This is a genomic window from Sphaerisporangium fuscum (genome assembly GCF_018531465.1).
Classification (GTDB): domain Bacteria; phylum Actinomycetota; class Actinomycetes; order Streptosporangiales; family Streptosporangiaceae; genus Sphaerisporangium; species Sphaerisporangium fuscum.
In genome coordinates, this window is record NZ_JAHDTF010000002.1 from 298,014 (window position 1) to 313,704 (window position 15,691).

A 15,691-nucleotide genomic window follows, 5' to 3' on the forward strand; every position below is an offset into this window, starting at 1 on the left:
ACGCCAATCATTTGTACCACATCGATTAGAAGCCGCCGCCGTAGACTTGGGACATGGCCTCCCTGCCCGCCGTGAACGAGTCCGCGCTCCCCCTCGCCGACCAGCCGGTGCACCGTTGCGGCGCGCTCATCGACCACCTCGCACGCCGCCTGCGCCTGCGGTCGGAGTCGGTGCTGGCCCCCCTCGGCCTGCGGCCGCGCCACCTGATCACGCTCACGCTGCTGCGCGACCAAGGGCCCCGCACACAGCAGGCGCTGGCCACCACGCTGTCCATGGACGGCACGAACGTCGTCGGGCTGCTCAACGACCTCGAAGCCAAAGATCTGATCGAGCGCCGGCGCTCACCCGAGGACCGCCGCCGCCACGTCGTCGAGCTGACCGACGAGGGTGGCAGGGTCCTCGCCAAGGCAGAGTTCGCCCTCACCGCCGTCGAGGACGAACTGCTCGGCGCGCTCGGCCACGACCAGCGCGAGACGCTCTACAACCTGCTCCAGCTCGCGGTCGGCGGCGGCCCGGAGATCTACTCCGAGGCCGCCGCCGAGTGCTGAGCCGGTCACCGTCACGGGCCGTCATCCCGTCTTCGAGGTCTGCTCCTCGTCCTTGCCCCTGCCGTCACGGCGGACGGTGGCCGCCACCACACTGAGCATGATGAGCACGCATCCGGCGAGCTGGAGCGGGGTCGGGCGCTCACCGAGCACCACCGCCCCGAGCACCACCGCCCCGACCGGCGTCAGCAGGAGCAACACGGCGCCGGACTGACTCGGCAGCCGGGGCGAGGAGACGGCCACCAGCAGCCACCCGAGCACCTGCCCCGACAGCGCGACGAGCATCAGCCATCCCACGGCCGCCCAGCCGGGCGTCAGGTCGACCCCCGTCCACACCCATCCGGCGAGCAGCGAGAACACCGCCGCGGACAGGGTGACCCAGAAGTACGACCGCAGGATCCGCCCGCCGTCGTCGCTCCGGCGCAGCAGGAAGAGAAACCCCGAATAGCAGATCGCGGCGAGCACCGCGTGCACCGTACCCGCCAGCGGATCGCTCCCCTTCACCCCGCCGCCGACGACCCCGCCCGCCAGCACGACGCCGCACAGCAGGAAGGGGATCGCCAGGAGGAACCTGCGGGTGATCGGCTCCCGGTCGACCGCCAGGGCGAGCAGCGGCACGATGACGACCTGGACGTTGACCAGCACGGTCGAGAGCCCGGCGCCCACCTCGGCGATGGCCTGGGTCCACAGCAGCATGTCTCCGGCGAACAGGGCGCCCGCCACCACGGCGGTCACCAGCCGGCCCGGCGGTGTCGCGCCCGCGCGGCGGCGTTCCCGAATCGCGAGCACCGCCAGGAAGGGCAGGGCGAGCGCGCAGCGGTAGAACGAGGCCGTACCCGCCGAGGTGTGGGACAGGTCGATGAGCACCGCGGAGGCCGAGACGAACAGCGCCCCGGCCCCGAGCAGCCACGCGGGATGCGCGGCCGTCCACCGCGCCAGGCCGCCTAACGGCCGCGGGACTTCCTCCTGCCGGGCCCGCGTACCGGTGTCCGAGTGAGCCACCAGGTCACCCCCCTAAGATCCGAATCACCCCCTCCCCCTACCTCGACGGCACGGAGGCACACCTCACGGTCAGGCCGTCCGGAGCGGGCAGTAGACCGGCTGCCACATCGCGTCACGCACCTGCTGGGAGGTCTCCTTGAGGTCGGCGCGGGCGAGCCCCTCCTTGGCCGCTTGCTCGGCCACGGCCACCGCGACCGCCGCCGACACCTCCCGCAGGTCCTCGGCCTGGGGAAGCAGCGAGGCCCCCGGCGCCGAGACGTCGACCAGCCCGGCGACGGCCTCGGCCGCCGCGCGCAGCATGCCGTCGCTGACCCGCCGCGCCCGCGCGACGATCGTGCCGAGGCCCAGCCCCGGGTACAGCAGGGCGTTGTTGGCCTGGCCGATGGCGTGCGTGACGCGGTCGTAGGTGATCGGCTGGACGGGGATGCCGGTGGCCACCAGGGCGCGGCCCGCGGTCCAGCGCAGCAGGTCGGCCGGCATCGCCTCGATGCGCTCGGTCGGGTTGGAGAGCGGGAAGATGATCGGCCGGTCCACGGCGGCCGCCATCGCCCGTACGATCTGCTCGGTGAAGGCACGATGGACGGTCGAGGTGCCGATCAGCACCGTCGGCTCGACGTGCCGGACGACCTCGGCGAGGCCCGTCGGCCGCCCTCGCGTCTCCCCGGCGGGCCGGGCGTATGGGGCCTGGTAGTCCCGCAGGTCGTCCATGTCGTCGGTCAGCAGGCCCTGCCTGTCGATCGGCCAGATCCGGCGGACGGCCTCCTCGTGCCCCAGGCCGTCGGCGACCATCGCGTCGCGCAACTGGTCGGCGATGCCCATGCCCGCGGTGCCCGCGCCGAAGACGACGACGCGCTGGTCGCGCATCGAGGTCCCGGACGCGCGCAGGGCGCCGAGCATCGCGGCCAGCACGATCGCGCCGGTGCCCTGCATGTCGTCGTTGAAGGTGGGGATCACGCGCGTGTAGCGCTCCAGGATCCGGCGGCCGTTGGAGGGGCCGAAGTCCTCCCAGTGCAGCATCGCCCTCCGGAACAGCCGGGTCGCCGTCCTGACGTAGGCGTCGACGAAGGCGTCGTAGGCCTCCCCGCGCACGCGCCGGTGCCGGTTGCCGACGTACGCCGGGTCGTCGAGCAGTTTCTCGTTGTCGGTGCCCACGTCGAGGGCGACCGGGATGACGCGGCCGGGGTGGACGCCCGCGGCGGCCGTGTAGACCGCGAGCTTCCCGGCGGTGATCCCGGCGCCGCCGTTGACGCCCCAGTCGCCGATGCCCAGGATCTGCTCGGCGTCGGAGGCCACGATCAGGTCGACGTCGTCGGGCCCGAGACCGGTGTTGCGCAACGCCCGCTCGATGCCGTCCACGTCGTCGATCGACAGGTACACCCCGCGCGGCCGGCGGTAGTCGGCGCTGTAGGCCTCGATGGCCTGGGCCACGGTCGGGTCGTAGACGATCGGCAGCATCTCGCGCAGATGGTCGCCGAGCAGCCGGTAGTACAGCACCTCGTTGCGGTCCCGCAGACCCTCCAGGTAGATGTTCTTCATCAGGTCGGTGGGCTGGGCGTGGTACTGCGTGTACGCACGCCGGGCCTGCTGGTCGAGCGTCTCCACGGCGGGCGGGATCAGTCCCTCGATGCCGAGCTTGACGCGTTCCTCAGGTGAGAACGCCGTCCCCTTGTTCAGCAGGGGGTCCTGCAGCACCTTGCGCCCCCGGGGCCGGGCGCCCGCGCGAGCGGTCATGGTCCGCCCTCCTCCCGCGCCTGTCGGAGGTGGCCCTGCCCGCCCGCGCGCAATCCCGCGTCCTGTCAGCGGTCAAAAGTCGGGAGGATGATCACTCCTCGATCTGGATGGCCAGCGCCGGGCACAGTGCCGCCGCCTGCCGGACGTCGTCGGCCTGCTCGGCCGGCGGAGCGGGGTTGAGCAGGACGACGATGCCGTCCTCGTCGCGCTGGTCGAACACCTCCGCGGCGGCCACCACGCACTGCCCGGAGGCGACGCACTTGTCCTGATCGATGATCACCTTCATGAGATCCCCTTCGTGCTTGTGTCGGTATGTCACCAGGTCACGGGCAGTTCGTAGACGCCGTAGACCGACCCGTCGTGCTTGAACGGGATCCGCTCCAGCTCGGTGGCCAGCCGCAGGGTGGGGATGCGCCGGTAGAGGGTGCTGTAGACGACCTGCAGCTCCATCCGGGCCAGCGGCTGCCCCAGGCACTGGTGCACCCCGAAGCCGAACGCGACGTGGTGGCGGGCGTCGCGGGTCAGGTCGAGCCGGTCGGGCTCGGGGAACGCCTCGGGGTCGCGGTTGGCGATGTCGTTGGCCATGATCAGCCCCTCGCCGGCGCGGATCACCTGCCCGGCGATCTCGATGTCCTCAACGGCCACCCGGCGCCGTCCGTTGTGCGTGATGTGCAGGTAGCGCAGCAGCTCCTCCACCGCCGAGACGACCAGCTTCGGGTCGCCGGAGTCGCGCAGGAGTGCCAGCTGGCCGGGGTTCTCCAGCAGGGCGAGCGTCCCGAGCGCGATCATGTTCGCGGTGGTCTCGTGGCCGGCGATCAGCAGCAGCACGCCCATCCCGGCGGCGTCCTTGCGGGTGAGCTCGCCCGCCTCGACGCGCGCCGCCAGCGTGGACAGCAGGTCGTCGGCGGGGGCGGCGATCTTCTCGCCCACCAGGCCGTCCAGGTAGGCGGACAGCTTCCCGAACGCGGCCATCCGCTCCTCGGGCGTCGCGTCCCGCCGGATGATGATCTTGCTGTTCTCCTGGAAGAAGTCGTGGTCGGCGTAGGGCACCCCGAGCAGCCGGCAGATGACCAGCGAGGGCACCGGCAGGGCGAACGCCTCCACCAGGTCGACGGGCTTGGGGCCGGCGAGCATGTCGTCGATCAGCTCGTCCACGATCTTCTGCACACCCGGGCGCATCGCCTCCACCCGCTTGATGGCGAACGGCGCCGTCACCATCCGCCGCAGGCGGGCGTGCTCCGGGTCGTCCATCAGGATGAAGCTGATGGGCGAGCTGTCGGTGATCCGGGCCGGGCTCGGATAGCCGGGCCGGGTCACGTCGGCGCTGACCCTGGGGTCGGCCAGCAGGGCGCGCTGGTCGGCGTACCGGGTGACCAGCCACGGCGTGCTGCCGTCCCACAGGCGGACCCTGGCGAGCGGGCCCTCCTGCTGCTTCTCCTTCAGGGCCGGGGGCGGGTCGAACGGGCAACCGGCCGCCCTGGCCATCGGGAACTCGGGGATCGCGACCTGGTCGTTCAAGGTGCTCGTCATCCATTCCTCCACTAGGTTCTGGCCTCGGTCAGCCCAGGGCGGGCGCGAGGCCGGGCAGTGCGTCCACGACCTCCTGGCGGCGGAGGCGGGTCTGTTTGGGCATGTTCCAGCCGAGTACGCCGGTCACCCTGCCGCCGCGGCGGTAGAGCGCGACGAAGCGGCGGCCCTCCCGGTCGCCGTCCACCACGGTCACCTCCGCGTCGGCGGACGGCACGCCGTGCACCTGGATCTTGGCGTCGAACTGATCGGTCCAGAAGTACGGAACGGGGTTGTACGGCCGGTCCTCGCCCAGGATGTTGGCCGCGACGGTGAGGGCCTGCTCGGTGGCGTTGGTCCGGTTCTCCAGCCGCATGGGGACACCGAGCCGCTCGTGGTGCCAGCGGGCCACGTCGCCGACCGCGTAGATCCCCTCCGCCGCCCGGCAGCGGGAGTCGCACACCACCCCGTTGTCCAGGCGCAGACCGCTGCCGGCGAGCCAGTCGGTCACCGGATCGGCCCCGATGGCCACCACGACCACGTCCGCCGGCAGCACCTCGCCGGTGTCCAGGGACACGCCCGTCACCCGTCCGTCCCGGCCGGTCAGGCCGGTGACCCCGGCGCCGGGCCGCAGGCGTACCCCGCGCTCGGCGTGCAGTCCGGCCAGCGATTCCGCCACCGACGGCCCGAACTGGAGCGCCATCGGCGCCTGCTGGGGACCGGCCAGCGTGACGTCCAGGCCCATGTCCCGCGCGGTGGCGGCGACCTCGGCCCCGAGCACGCCGTCCCCCACGACGACCAGCCGGGAGGCGGCCAGCAGGCCGGCCCGCAGCGCCAGAGCGTCCTCCAGCGTGCGCAGCACGTGGACCCCGGCCAGGCCGGCCTGCCCCGGCAGCGTCCTCGGCCGCAGTCCCGTCGCGATGACGACGGCGTCGGCCCGCAGGGCACGCCCGGAGGCGGTGTGGACCGTGCGCGCAGCCACGTCCAGGCCGACGGCCGGGTCGGCGAGCACGAACTCCGCCCGCAGCGCGTCCAGGATCTCCTGCGGCCGCAGCCGTGCCCGGTCCGGGTCCCAGGTGCCGGAGAGGACCTGCTTGGACAGCGGGGGCCGGTCGTACGGCAGGTGCGGCTCGGCGCCGAGCACGGTCAGCCCGCCCTCGTAGCCCTGGCGGCGGAGCGCTTCGGCGGTGGCGAGCCCGGCGGCGGAGGCGCCGACCACCAGAACGCCGCCGCCATGGCTCTTGTCCTCGTCGGCGGTCACTTTCATCGTCGGTTCTCCTCTTGCCTGCGCTCGGTGGCGCCGCGACGACGCGGAGGCGTCCCTGCTTGGAGGCGGTCCGCGGTGGTGGTGGAAAGATCCGCTTCTCGTCAGCGGAAGGATTCGGGTCCGGCGGCGGCAGGACGCTCCGCCGCCCCCGTCACCGGTCGCTGGTGACGGGCGCCAGCCACAGCCCGACGATCGCGTCGACCAGGCCGGTGGCGGCGTCGTGCCAGCTGGAACGGGGAGTGGGGGTGTCCTCGGCCAGGGCGCGCTCACGCTCGGCGAACATGTGCACCATCAGCTGACGGGCCATGTCGTTGCGTTCGGCGCGGACCTCCGGCGGCAGGTCCGAAAGGCACCGGTTCAACCCCACCACGATCTGCTGCAGCGAGGGAGAGCTCAGCGCCTCCTCGGCCATGATCTGACGCAGGCCCGGGTCGGTCATCACCTGGGCGCCGAATCGCGCGTACCAGGTGGGGCTGCCCAGGGCCGCCAGGTGCTCGGCGAGCGGGCGCACCAGGCACTCCACCCAGTCGCGCAGGTCGCCGGAGTCGCCGATCTCGGCGAGCATCCGCATCCGTACGTGCTCGATGTGCTCGCTGTGCTTGCGCGCGATCGCCCGCACCAGATCGGCCTTGGTGCCGAAGTGGTACCCCACGGCGGCGTTGTTGCCCTGCCCCGCGGCCTCGCTGACCTGACGGTTGGAGACGGCGTACACCCCGTGCTCGGCGAACAGCCGCTCGGCGGCCGACAGGATGAGCTCACGGGTCGCGCTGACCCTTTCGGCCCGTACGGTCCTGCCCGCCATGGTCACCACCGTACAGGGACTTCCCGCAGGCCACCGACGGCAAGCCTCTCGGCCTGGGGTGCCGGCGCCGCGTCGCCGGGGATCGGCCGGTTCAGCACCTGCGTGTCCTCACTGTGCCCACTGGAGTCCTCCTTCGTTCCCACCCAGGCCGGCATGAGGGTTGACGCACGGTCTGTACGCCTATGTCCGACTCGCGGCTTGACGGCTTCGGGTGGTGCCCAGTTAACGCGCCTCGGTATCTTTAAGTCAAGCGACTGATTTAAAGTTCTTCCGTCGCCGTCCGGCGCATTCCACCGCTTCCCCGCAACAGTCGGAGGTTCACCGTGCCCGATGTTCCTGCTCACCCCGCCGGCGCGTCCGGCCCGCCCAGGGCGAACACCGTCGTGGTCGTCCTGGCCATGGCAGGGATCGTGGTCTCACTGATGCAGACCCTGGTGATCCCGCTGATCCCCGCACTCCCCAAGCTCCTGCACGCCCCGGCGGCGGACACCGCGTGGGCGATCACCGCCACGCTGCTCGCGGCCGCCGTCGCCACCCCGACGGTCGGCCGGCTCGGAGACATGTACGGCAAGCGGCGCATGCTCCTGATCAGCCTGGTCATGCTGGTCGCGGGATCGGCCGTCGGCGGCCTCAGCGACTCCCTGACCCCCATGATCGTCGGGCGGGCCCTGCAGGGGCTCGCGTCCGGCGTCATCCCGCTGGGCATCAGCATCATGCGGGACGAACTGCCCGCCGAACGGCTCCCCGGGGCGACCGCGCTGATGAGCGCCTCCCTGGGCGTGGGCGGCGCGCTGGGCCTGCCCGCGGCCGCCCTGCTGGCCGAGTACGCCGACTGGCACATGCTGTTCTGGACCGCGGCGGCCCTCGGCGTCGTCGCGACCGTGCTGGTCATGAGGCTCGTACCGGAATCCCAGGTGCGAACGGGCGGGCGTTTCGACGCGGTGGGCGCGGCCGGGCTGTCGGTCGCGCTGGCGTGCCTGCTGCTGGCGATCTCCAAGGGCGCCGACTGGGGCTGGGCCGACGGCCTGACCCTGGGGCTGTCCGGTGGGGCCGTCGTCGTGCTGGCCCTGTGGGGCTGGTGGGAGCTGCGCACCACCGAGCCGCTGGTGGACCTGCGCACCACCGCGCGCCGCCAGGTACTGCTCACCAACATCGCCTCTGCAGTGTTCGGCTTCGCGATGTTCGCGATGTCCCTGGTGCTTCCGCAGCTGCTGCAGCTGCCGAAGGCCACCGGATACGGCCTCGGGCAGACGATGCTGGCCGCCGGCCTGGTCATGGGACCGTCCGGCCTGGTGATGATGGCGATGGCGCCGCTGTCGGCGCGCATCTCCAAGACCAGAGGCCCCAAGGTGACCCTGATGCTCGGCGCCCTCGTGGTCGCCGCCGGCTACGCCCTGAGCCTCGCGCTGATGTCCGCCATCTGGCACCTCGTCCTCGTCTCCGCCGTGATCAGCGCCGGCATCGGCCTGGCGTACGGCGCGATGCCCGCACTCGTCATGGGTGCCGTGCCCGTGTCCGAGACCGCCGCCGCCAACAGCCTCAACACGCTCATGCGGTCGATCGGCACCTCGGTGTCCAGCGCGGTGTCCGGCGTCGTCCTGTCCCAGATGACCATCGCCTTCGGCCCGGCCACCCTCCCTTCGCAGGACGGCTTCCGCGTGGTCATGGCCATCGGCGCGGCCGCCGCCCTCGTGGCCCTGGCCTTCGCCGCCTTTCTGCCCGGCCGCCGCCCCACGCCCCTCACCCCGGCTCCCGGCCGCGACCTCCGCCAGGCCCGCTCCGCGCCCTGACTCTGTGACCAGGGGATTCACATCGAAGCAAACAGCCGTTTACTAAATCTTGACGTCCTACATACATGTTATGTATAACTGGCAGCCCAATGATCACGCGGCTGCGTGCGCAGGCAACGGCCACACCTCGCCGCCACGTGATCCAGATTTCCGGAAGTGCTCTGGAGGTTGGGCGTGGCCGACGACCAGGAAGCCGAAGACCTTCGCGGTCAAGGAGAATCCGCCGCGGGGCAGATCGTCGCCGTGGTCGGGGTCGACGGGCTTCTGGAGGACCTACGCCTGAACCCCCGATCACTGCGAATGGGCTCCGAGGAACTGGCGGAGCACATCGTCTCGGCCGTGCGGGCGGCACAGCAGGACCGGCTTTCGCGTACCGGGGAGTCCGAACCCGACGCGGAGGCGGCCGCCATCGACCCGGCCGAGCTGATGCGGCGCCTGGACGACCTCGAGGTCCAGGCGCTCCGCGATTTCGGCTCGTTGAACGCGACGCTGGACGAGATGCTGCGTCGGATGGAAGGAGACAGGTGACCGGCATGCCGTACAACCGTGACCAACTGTCGGCAAGCCTCGGCGGCCGGGAGGCCTCAGGGCGGAACTACCGGGCTCTGGCCGACGAATACGCCGAGTTCACCGGGAGCCTGCGGAGCAGCCTGGGCGGCAACCTGCTGGACCTCCCGGAGATCAGCGGCCCCTACGGCGAGCTGGTCTCGAACCTCCATGAACGGTGCCGGCAGGTGGAGATGCAGCTGCGTCACGCCGGCGACGGCCAGATCAAGGCCGCCGCCAACTTCAGGGAGGTCGAACTGGCCACGGCCTACACCGGCGGCCGCATCCGGCAGGCGCTGGAGGCGTGAGCAGAATGGGCGCGCGATGACGAACATCGACTTCGGCCTCCTCGGGATCGATCCGCTCCCGGACACCAGCGGGGTGGACGGTCACGCCGACGCACTCGGCAAGGCCTCCCAGTACCACGGGCAGCTCCAGGGGGACGGCGTGGCGGCCTTCCGCCCCGCCGGCGACGACCAGGGCGAGAGCGCCGACGCGACGCGCACCTACCTGGCCGGCCAAGGAGGCGTACTACCGGAGGCAGGCCATCTGTCCCACCACGCGGCGATCGCCTCCGGCGGCGTGAGCGCCGCGGGCAAGACCATCGCATGGACCGCGGGAAGCCTCACCGCCGTCTCCCTGGTCGCCGCCGTGGCGGTCAGGGTCGGCGTGATGAACCCCGAAGCGCTGGCCGTCCTGGCCCGCGCCCGAGCAGTGGCCGCCCAGATGTCCAAGAACATGCGCGTCATCACCCAGAAAGTGGGCCGCGTCCTGAAACTCACCGCCGACGAGGTGAAACCCCAGGGAGTGAACCTCACCAAGGCGGACCCGTACGGCATCTCGCGGAGCACGAGCCCGGCGATCAACTTCCGCCTGGACCGGGCGCACACCATTCTGTCGAGGACGGCACGCCGACTGGACATCCGCGAGAGGCGCATCGGCACGATCAACGACAGCCTGGCGGAAGCTCGCTACAACGAGCAGATGAGGATAGAGCTGAAAGGCGGCCTCGACGGACACGACTACGGCGACTACACGAACGGCGTGTACAGGTACCAGCCGCAGCTCAACCCCTACCTCACGCGGGAGGAGCAGGCGCTGCTGGATCGGCACGCCCGGACCGTGTACAACGAGATGCCTCCGATCGGCGACGCCGTGTCGGCCTCCACAGAGGAGGCCCGCATGCATCTCGCGGCCGTCAGGAACCTGGCCAAGGACCACCCGGATTTCGACCTCGCCGAGGTGAGCAGGGCCCATCAGTGGGCCCGCGACCTCGAAGAGCGCGCCAAGCAGGTGGATCGCGACCTGGCCTACCTGAAGCACGATTTCGCACCCAAGATGACCGTGCACCTGAACCCCGAGGGCGGGTGGGCCGACGTGCAACCGCACTACTTCCCGAGCGGCCGCGTGTGGACGGGTCCGAACACGCCACCTGCGTACCGCGACGTACCCCCGGTCGGCGATATCCCGGGAATGGGAATGCCCAAGAGGTAGAGCTGGAGGCCCCAAGGCTCCACCTGGGAAACCCGGTGACGGACGCGCATGAACCCCAGGCCGGTTCACCCGATCTCGCCGGGGCCGCCATCTCCCGCCCCGGATTGCCTGCTTCCATCGGCGCTGGACGATGAGGGCAGGTGAGGGCAAGGAGGAGAACCCACCCGTCCCACACCTCCCTGGCACAGACCGGCCGCCCACCCAAACCCACCCCGCCCCAACATTGGAGCGGAGGCCGTCCGGGCGAACCCGGCGCCGCCGTACGGTGGCCGGGCGGTCGGCTGCTGTCCGCGCGCCGGGCGAGGAATGCCGGGCCGGTGGTGATCCATGGCGTGACCGGCCGATCGGCCGTCATCCGGCCGGCTCCAGGTACGCCGGCGGTCACTTGGCCGGGACCTGGAACCACACCACGTTTCCTCTCCTGTCCCTGCGCCAGCCCCACGACGAGGCCAGCTCTCCGACCAGCCACAGCCCACGACCGTTCTCGGCGTTCTCGCTCGGGTCCCGCCGGGGACGAGGACGGCCGTCCGATCCCTGGTCGATGACGTCGACCTGGATCGTCTTGCCGCAGTCCGCGACCAGGACCGTGAGCAGCCCGTCCCGCCGCCATCCGGAATCGGAGTGCTGTACCGCGTTCCCAACGAGCTCGCTGACCATCAGGATCGCGTCGTCCGCATCCGGGCAGCCGGCCACGCGCAGGATCTCTCGTACGAACGCCCGCGCGACCGAGGCCGAAGTGGCCGTACCCGGCAACTCGGCCCTGCCCAGGAGCGCCCCTTCCCCGGCCAAAGCGCTGCTTCCTCCACGCATCGCCATGAATTCCACCCCTCCAGACACCATCGAATGACGAGCGACGGACGCTGAAAACCCCTAGCTGTGATCACGGGCCGCCCGCTGCGCTTCGAGTTGAATGCGCAGATTGCTTGACTTTGCTCCTCGACGCCGAGGAGCCGGATAGAGGGATTCTGCTGACGAGAGGGAATCCGGTAAGCGAAACCGCAGGCCAGAGCGCACCGGACAATGTCGATTCCGAGATTCCGGAGACGGTGGCGTGGTATGACGACTGCATGGAATCCCCCATTCCTCCCGAGCCGCCGGAGCATGCCATGGACGAGCACTCCAAGAGCCCTGAGCCGACCGTCTCCCCCGGATCCGCCCACGTACGCTTCGGCACGGAAATGCGTCGCCTTCGAGAAGCGGCCCAATGGTCACAGGCGGCCGTAGCCGCACGGCTGGGTTGTACTCAGACGCAGGTGAGCCGACTGGAGATGGCGAAGCGAACCCCATCGAAGTCCGATGCCGAGAAGCTCGACCTTATCTTCGGATCTGACGAAAGAAGGTATTTTGTAGGGCTGTATCGCCGTATAAAGGCTCGACCTGGTGGGCCACTCTGGTTCGCGGACTGGGCAGACCAGATCGAGCCATACGCGGTCACCCTCCGGTCCTGGGACCCTCTCCTGATTCCCGGCCTGCTGCAGACGGAGGCCTACGCCCGGCACATCTTCAGCGCCGAGCCCAGGATCACCGCCAAAGAGGTGGAAGACCGAGTCCAGGCACGGATGCAGCGCCAGCAGATCCTGCAGAGGGATGATCCCCCTGCCCTCTTGGTCATGATCGAGGAAAGTGTGCCACGTCGCCTGATCGGCGGCACCGACGTGATGAGAGAGCAGCTCGACCACCTACTGGAGATCGCTCAACGCCCCAATGTCTCCATACAGCTGGTCGACGCACGATGCATTCCTGGCATGCTAGGACCATTCATGATCGCCGAACTCCCCAATGGAGAGCCCGACACCGTCCAGGCAGGCTCTTCTATCGACGGTCAGGTTTCTGACGATCCCGACCAAGTGGCGTCCATCTGGAACCGCTATGAAGCGATACGACTGTGGGCCTATCCTGAGCACGTATCCATCAAAATGATCAGGGAAGTGAGGCAGGAATGGACCTGAACAGCGCTGCATGGCGGAAGTCCTCACACTCTGGTGGCGACGGAGCCCAGTGTGTAGAAGTCGCCGTCAACCTGCCCCGGGCAGTAGCCGTACGAGACAGCAAGAACCCCGACGGCCCAGTTCTTTTCACCACTCCCACTCAATGGAAGAACTTCATCAGCAGCATCAAGAGGCAAAGCTTCAACTACTGAACCACCAATACGACAACTAACGGACTTCACCCGGTCACCCGCCGTACAACGACGCCGAATTCGCCGCACTCCACCCCACCGCGTCGGCGCCGTACGAGACGCCACCACAACGACGCCAAGGAGGCGGCGAGGGCTGCCGGTCGGACGGTGGTGGCGAGGGCTGCCGGTCGCACGGCAGGGGCCGTAGGGCGGGCGCCGCGTGGGTGGTGGTCTATGTGGTGGGTTGTTGTGGCTGGGGCTCGCTGCCGGTGCGGGCCAGTGACTCGGCGGCGCGGCGCCAGATCTCCGCGGCCAGGTCGAAGTTGGCGCGCTCCTGCGCCTGCTCGGCCAGCGCTCGAAGGCCCTGCATGCCTTCGTCCTGCTTGCCGTCGAGCAGCAGGAGCTGGTTGCGCAGCACGTCCAAGCGGATCTGTTCCTGGTAGCCCAGGTGGTCGTGCGCGTTGGCGAGCTGGTCGAGCAGGGCGCGGGCCTCGTCGGTGTGCCCGGTGTGGAAGGCCAGGGCGGCGCGCAGCGCGAGCAGTTCCTGCTCGACCGTGGGAGTGCCGGCGAACGGCAGACACGCCTCGACCTCCTCGATATGGCGCGCCGCGGGTTCGGTATCGGGCGGGGTGAGGTTGAGGTTGAGGCGGGCGGCGACGATTCGCAGTCGCACCCACATGGCCGGGTCGAGGCGACCTTGGAGTTGCTTCAGGGCGTCGTCGACCAGCTTCAGCGCGACCTGGGGCTCGCCCTGCCGGAGCCGGACGCCGGCCACGGTCCACACCGCCTCCGCCAGGACCCTGCCGGCGGGCAGGCCCGTGACCAGGGTGAGGAGTTCGTCGGCGTGCTGCCGGGCCTCGGCCATCCGGCCCGCCTCGGCCAGCGAGGACACCAGCGCCAGGAGAGTGTCGGCCACGATGCGTGGCGGCAGGCCCTCGTCGACCGCCAGGCGGTAGGCGCCGATCGCGGTCTCGACCGCGGCCGGTACCTGGCCCGCCCCGCGTTGAGCGCGCGCCAGTCGCGCCCGTGCTCGGGCGCGCAACTCGGGCAGGCCGAGTTCTTCGGCGAGTGCCACCAATTCATCCAGGCAGGTGTGCTCCTCGGAGTGCTCCTCGTTGTGGCGTCGCCAGTCGGCGACTTGCCAGAGTGCTTGCCAGCGCAGCAGGGGGTCCTCGCCGCCCGCCGTACGCAGGGCTCGGGCCAGCAGCTCGCCCGCCTCGTTCACGTCGAGTCCGACGGTGGTGGCCAGGCTGCGCGCCAGGGACCAGCCCGGCGGTTCGGCCAGGTCTTCGGGGGCGACGCCGAGTTGGCGGGCCAGGTGGGCCACGGCCTCCTCGGTGGGGGGCCGGGCCCCGGACTCCAGGCGGGAGAGGTATCCGGTGGACATGCCCTCGCCCGCGAGCTCGGCCTGGGTCAGGCCGCGTTCGGTCCTCAGCTGTTTGAGCCGACGGCCGAAGGCTGGCTGCGTCAACATCTGTCGTCTCCTTGTCAGGTCGGAGGGCGGGCCGACCGACCTCTGCCGCAGTTCATGCTAGCTCTCTGACAGAGCTCTGGCAATTTGTTGCCAGATGCTTAGGTCAATCAGACCAGCCAACTCACACGTTGATGGCAAGACTTGAGGAAAGTTCTTGCCAAACCATTGGCAATGTCGTTACGGTGTTTGGCATGACGAACTCACGGCGACTCGCCAACCGCACCGTTCTGATCTCCGGCGCCAGCGTGGCCGGCCCCGCTCTGGCCTACTGGCTGCGCCGCTACGGATTCACCCCCACCGTCGTCGAGCTGGCGCCCGCGCTGCGCGAGGGCGGCTACAAGGTCGACCTGCGCGGCGTGGCCATGCAGGTCGTCGAGCGGATGGGAATGCTGGGGGCCGTACGGCGGGCGAGTACCGCCATCCGCGGCGGCTCGTGGGTCGCCAAGAACGGCAAGCCGCTGGCCAACCTGGGTCCCGACCTCATCGGCATGCGCGCTCCCGGCGACGACGAGGTGATGCGTGGCGACCTCGCCCAGCTCCTCCACGAAGCGACACGCGACAGCTGCGAGTACCTGTTCGGCGACACCATCACCGCGCTCCACGAAGGCCCCGACGGCGTCGACGTCACCTTCCGCCACGCCCCGCCCCGCCGCTTCGACCTCGTCATCGGCGCCGACGGCCTGCACTCGACCGTGCGGCGTCTGGCCTTCGGCCCGGAGGAGCGCTACGTCCATCCCCTCGGGATGCACGCGGCCGTCTTCACCGTCCCCAACCACCTCGGACTCGACCACTGGGAACTGCTCTATCCGACGCCCGGCAAGGTGGTGAACGTCTACGCCACCCGGCCCGACACCGCGAAGGCTCAGTTCGTCTTCCCGAGCCCCGCCGTCCTGCCCGACCGCTTCGACAGGGCCGCCCAGCAGCGCGTACTGACCGAGGCGTTCGCCGGCGTCGGATGGGAGAGCGGCACGCTGCTGCGGGCCATGCCGCACTCGCCGGACTTCTACTTCACGCCGGTCAGCCAGGTCCGCATGGACGACTGGTCCACCGGCCGGATCGCCCTGGTCGGCGACGCCGCCTACAGCCCGTCCCCGCTGTCCGGGCAGGGCACCAGCCTCGCGCTGGTGGGCGCGTACGTGCTGGCCGGCGAACTGAGCGCGGCAGCGGGCGACCATCGTGCGGCTTACGCCGGATACCGGGAAGCGATGCGCGAGTACGTGGATGTGAACGTGACGCTCGGCGCGAGCAACGCCGCGCAGATGGTCGCGGGCAGCCCGATGCAGATCAAGATGCAGACCACGATGATGCGGCTGGTCAGCCACCTGCCGTGGAAGGACCTGGCGATGCGGCCGATCATGAAGCCGCTCAACGAGGCCGCCAACGCGCTCACGCTCGCGGCGTACTGAACCCGTCCT

General features: G+C 70.2%; 16 protein-coding genes. 8 read left to right on the plus strand and 8 right to left on the minus strand.

The window, feature by feature from the left end; all coding sequences use genetic code 11:
* Positions 1-53 precede the first annotated feature (53 nt).
* Positions 54-548 (plus strand): MarR family winged helix-turn-helix transcriptional regulator, encoded by a 495-nt coding sequence (locus tag KIK05_RS02465; protein ID WP_214408833.1) that lies wholly within the window; start codon positions 54-56, stop codon positions 546-548.
* A gap of 21 nt (positions 549-569) precedes the next feature.
* Here the strand turns inward: KIK05_RS02465 and KIK05_RS02470 are convergent, their stop codons facing one another.
* The 6 genes from KIK05_RS02470 to KIK05_RS02495 all read right to left on the minus strand — a co-directional run bounded on the left by KIK05_RS02470 (position 570) and on the right by KIK05_RS02495 (position 6,853).
* Positions 570-1,547, minus strand: coding sequence for a DMT family transporter (locus KIK05_RS02470; RefSeq protein ID WP_214408834.1), 978 nt, complete (start codon positions 1,545-1,547; stop codon positions 570-572).
* Positions 1,548-1,616: 69 nt separating this feature from the next.
* The gene (locus KIK05_RS02475; RefSeq protein WP_214408835.1) at positions 1,617-3,278 is read right to left on the minus strand and encodes an NAD-dependent malic enzyme; all 1,662 of its coding nucleotides are present in this window, start codon (positions 3,276-3,278) and stop codon (positions 1,617-1,619) included.
* Between the two features lie 91 nt (positions 3,279-3,369).
* On the minus strand, positions 3,370-3,564 hold the full coding sequence (locus tag KIK05_RS02480) for a ferredoxin (protein WP_214408836.1): 195 nt from the start codon (positions 3,562-3,564) through the stop codon (positions 3,370-3,372).
* A gap of 29 nt (positions 3,565-3,593) precedes the next feature.
* Positions 3,594-4,808, minus strand: a complete 1,215-nt coding sequence (locus KIK05_RS02485) for a cytochrome P450 (protein ID WP_214408837.1) — start codon at positions 4,806-4,808, stop codon at positions 3,594-3,596.
* 28 nt (positions 4,809-4,836) lie between these two features.
* A complete protein-coding gene (locus KIK05_RS02490; RefSeq protein ID WP_214408838.1) occupies positions 4,837-6,051 on the minus strand; it encodes an NAD(P)/FAD-dependent oxidoreductase in 1,215 nt (404 codons plus the stop codon).
* Positions 6,052-6,202: 151 nt separating this feature from the next.
* A complete protein-coding gene (locus tag KIK05_RS02495) occupies positions 6,203-6,853 on the minus strand; it encodes a TetR/AcrR family transcriptional regulator (RefSeq protein WP_214408839.1) in 651 nt (216 codons plus the stop codon).
* 398 nt (positions 6,854-7,251) lie between these two features.
* Here KIK05_RS02495 and KIK05_RS02500 point away from each other — a divergent pair, with 398 nt between their 5' ends.
* The 4 genes from KIK05_RS02500 to KIK05_RS02515 all read left to right on the plus strand — a co-directional run bounded on the left by KIK05_RS02500 (position 7,252) and on the right by KIK05_RS02515 (position 10,683).
* Positions 7,252-8,643, plus strand: a complete 1,392-nt coding sequence (locus KIK05_RS02500) for an MFS transporter (RefSeq protein WP_214408940.1) — start codon at positions 7,252-7,254, stop codon at positions 8,641-8,643.
* 174 nt (positions 8,644-8,817) lie between these two features.
* Positions 8,818-9,171: a YbaB/EbfC family nucleoid-associated protein gene (locus KIK05_RS02505; RefSeq protein WP_214408840.1), complete on the plus strand. Its 354-nt coding sequence runs from the start codon at positions 8,818-8,820 to the stop codon at positions 9,169-9,171.
* On the plus strand, positions 9,168-9,497 hold the full coding sequence (locus KIK05_RS02510; protein ID WP_214408841.1) for a hypothetical protein: 330 nt from the start codon (positions 9,168-9,170) through the stop codon (positions 9,495-9,497). Before KIK05_RS02505 ends, KIK05_RS02510 begins: the two co-directional genes overlap by 4 nt.
* A gap of 16 nt (positions 9,498-9,513) precedes the next feature.
* Entirely contained in the window at positions 9,514-10,683 is a 1,170-nt protein-coding gene (locus KIK05_RS02515; protein WP_214408842.1) for a hypothetical protein, read from the plus strand.
* A gap of 381 nt (positions 10,684-11,064) precedes the next feature.
* Here KIK05_RS02515 and KIK05_RS02520 read toward each other — a convergent pair whose 3' ends face one another.
* A complete protein-coding gene (locus KIK05_RS02520) occupies positions 11,065-11,472 on the minus strand; it encodes an ATP-binding protein (RefSeq protein WP_214408843.1) in 408 nt (135 codons plus the stop codon).
* A 140-nt stretch (positions 11,473-11,612) separates the two neighbouring features.
* Here KIK05_RS02520 and KIK05_RS02525 point away from each other — a divergent pair, with 140 nt between their 5' ends.
* A complete protein-coding gene (locus tag KIK05_RS02525; RefSeq protein WP_214408844.1) occupies positions 11,613-12,632 on the plus strand; it encodes a helix-turn-helix domain-containing protein in 1,020 nt (339 codons plus the stop codon).
* Entirely contained in the window at positions 12,623-12,823 is a 201-nt protein-coding gene (locus KIK05_RS02530; RefSeq protein ID WP_214408845.1) for a DUF397 domain-containing protein, read from the plus strand. Before KIK05_RS02525 ends, KIK05_RS02530 begins: the two co-directional genes overlap by 10 nt.
* Positions 12,824-13,034: 211 nt before the next feature.
* Here the strand turns inward: KIK05_RS02530 and KIK05_RS02535 are convergent, their stop codons facing one another.
* Positions 13,035-14,276: a helix-turn-helix domain-containing protein gene (locus tag KIK05_RS02535; RefSeq protein WP_214408846.1), complete on the minus strand. Its 1,242-nt coding sequence runs from the start codon at positions 14,274-14,276 to the stop codon at positions 13,035-13,037.
* A gap of 191 nt (positions 14,277-14,467) precedes the next feature.
* Here KIK05_RS02535 and KIK05_RS02540 point away from each other — a divergent pair, with 191 nt between their 5' ends.
* Positions 14,468-15,682 carry an FAD-dependent monooxygenase gene (locus KIK05_RS02540; protein WP_214408847.1) on the plus strand — a complete coding sequence of 405 codons (1,215 nt, stop codon included), beginning with the start codon at positions 14,468-14,470 and terminating at the stop codon, positions 15,680-15,682.
* Positions 15,683-15,691: the final 9 nt, after the last annotated feature.

Coding starts and splice junctions, on each gene's coding strand:
- KIK05_RS02465 (WP_214408833.1), top strand. CDS start 54: ATGGCCTCCCTGCCCGCCGTGAACGAGTCCGCGCTCCCCCTCGCCGAC.
- KIK05_RS02475 (WP_214408835.1), bottom strand. CDS start 3,278: ATGACCGCTCGCGCGGGCGCCCGGCCCCGGGGGCGCAAGGTGCTGCAG.
- KIK05_RS02480 (WP_214408836.1), bottom strand. CDS start 3,564: ATGAAGGTGATCATCGATCAGGACAAGTGCGTCGCCTCCGGGCAGTGC.
- KIK05_RS02485 (WP_214408837.1), bottom strand. CDS start 4,808: ATGACGAGCACCTTGAACGACCAGGTCGCGATCCCCGAGTTCCCGATG.
- KIK05_RS02490 (WP_214408838.1), bottom strand. CDS start 6,051: ATGAAAGTGACCGCCGACGAGGACAAGAGCCATGGCGGCGGCGTTCTG.
- KIK05_RS02495 (WP_214408839.1), bottom strand. CDS start 6,853: ATGGCGGGCAGGACCGTACGGGCCGAAAGGGTCAGCGCGACCCGTGAG.
- KIK05_RS02500 (WP_214408940.1), top strand. CDS start 7,252: ATGGCAGGGATCGTGGTCTCACTGATGCAGACCCTGGTGATCCCGCTG.
- KIK05_RS02515 (WP_214408842.1), top strand. CDS start 9,514: ATGACGAACATCGACTTCGGCCTCCTCGGGATCGATCCGCTCCCGGAC.
- KIK05_RS02530 (WP_214408845.1), top strand. CDS start 12,623: ATGGACCTGAACAGCGCTGCATGGCGGAAGTCCTCACACTCTGGTGGC.
- KIK05_RS02535 (WP_214408846.1), bottom strand. CDS start 14,276: ATGTTGACGCAGCCAGCCTTCGGCCGTCGGCTCAAACAGCTGAGGACC.
- KIK05_RS02540 (WP_214408847.1), top strand. CDS start 14,468: ATGACGAACTCACGGCGACTCGCCAACCGCACCGTTCTGATCTCCGGC.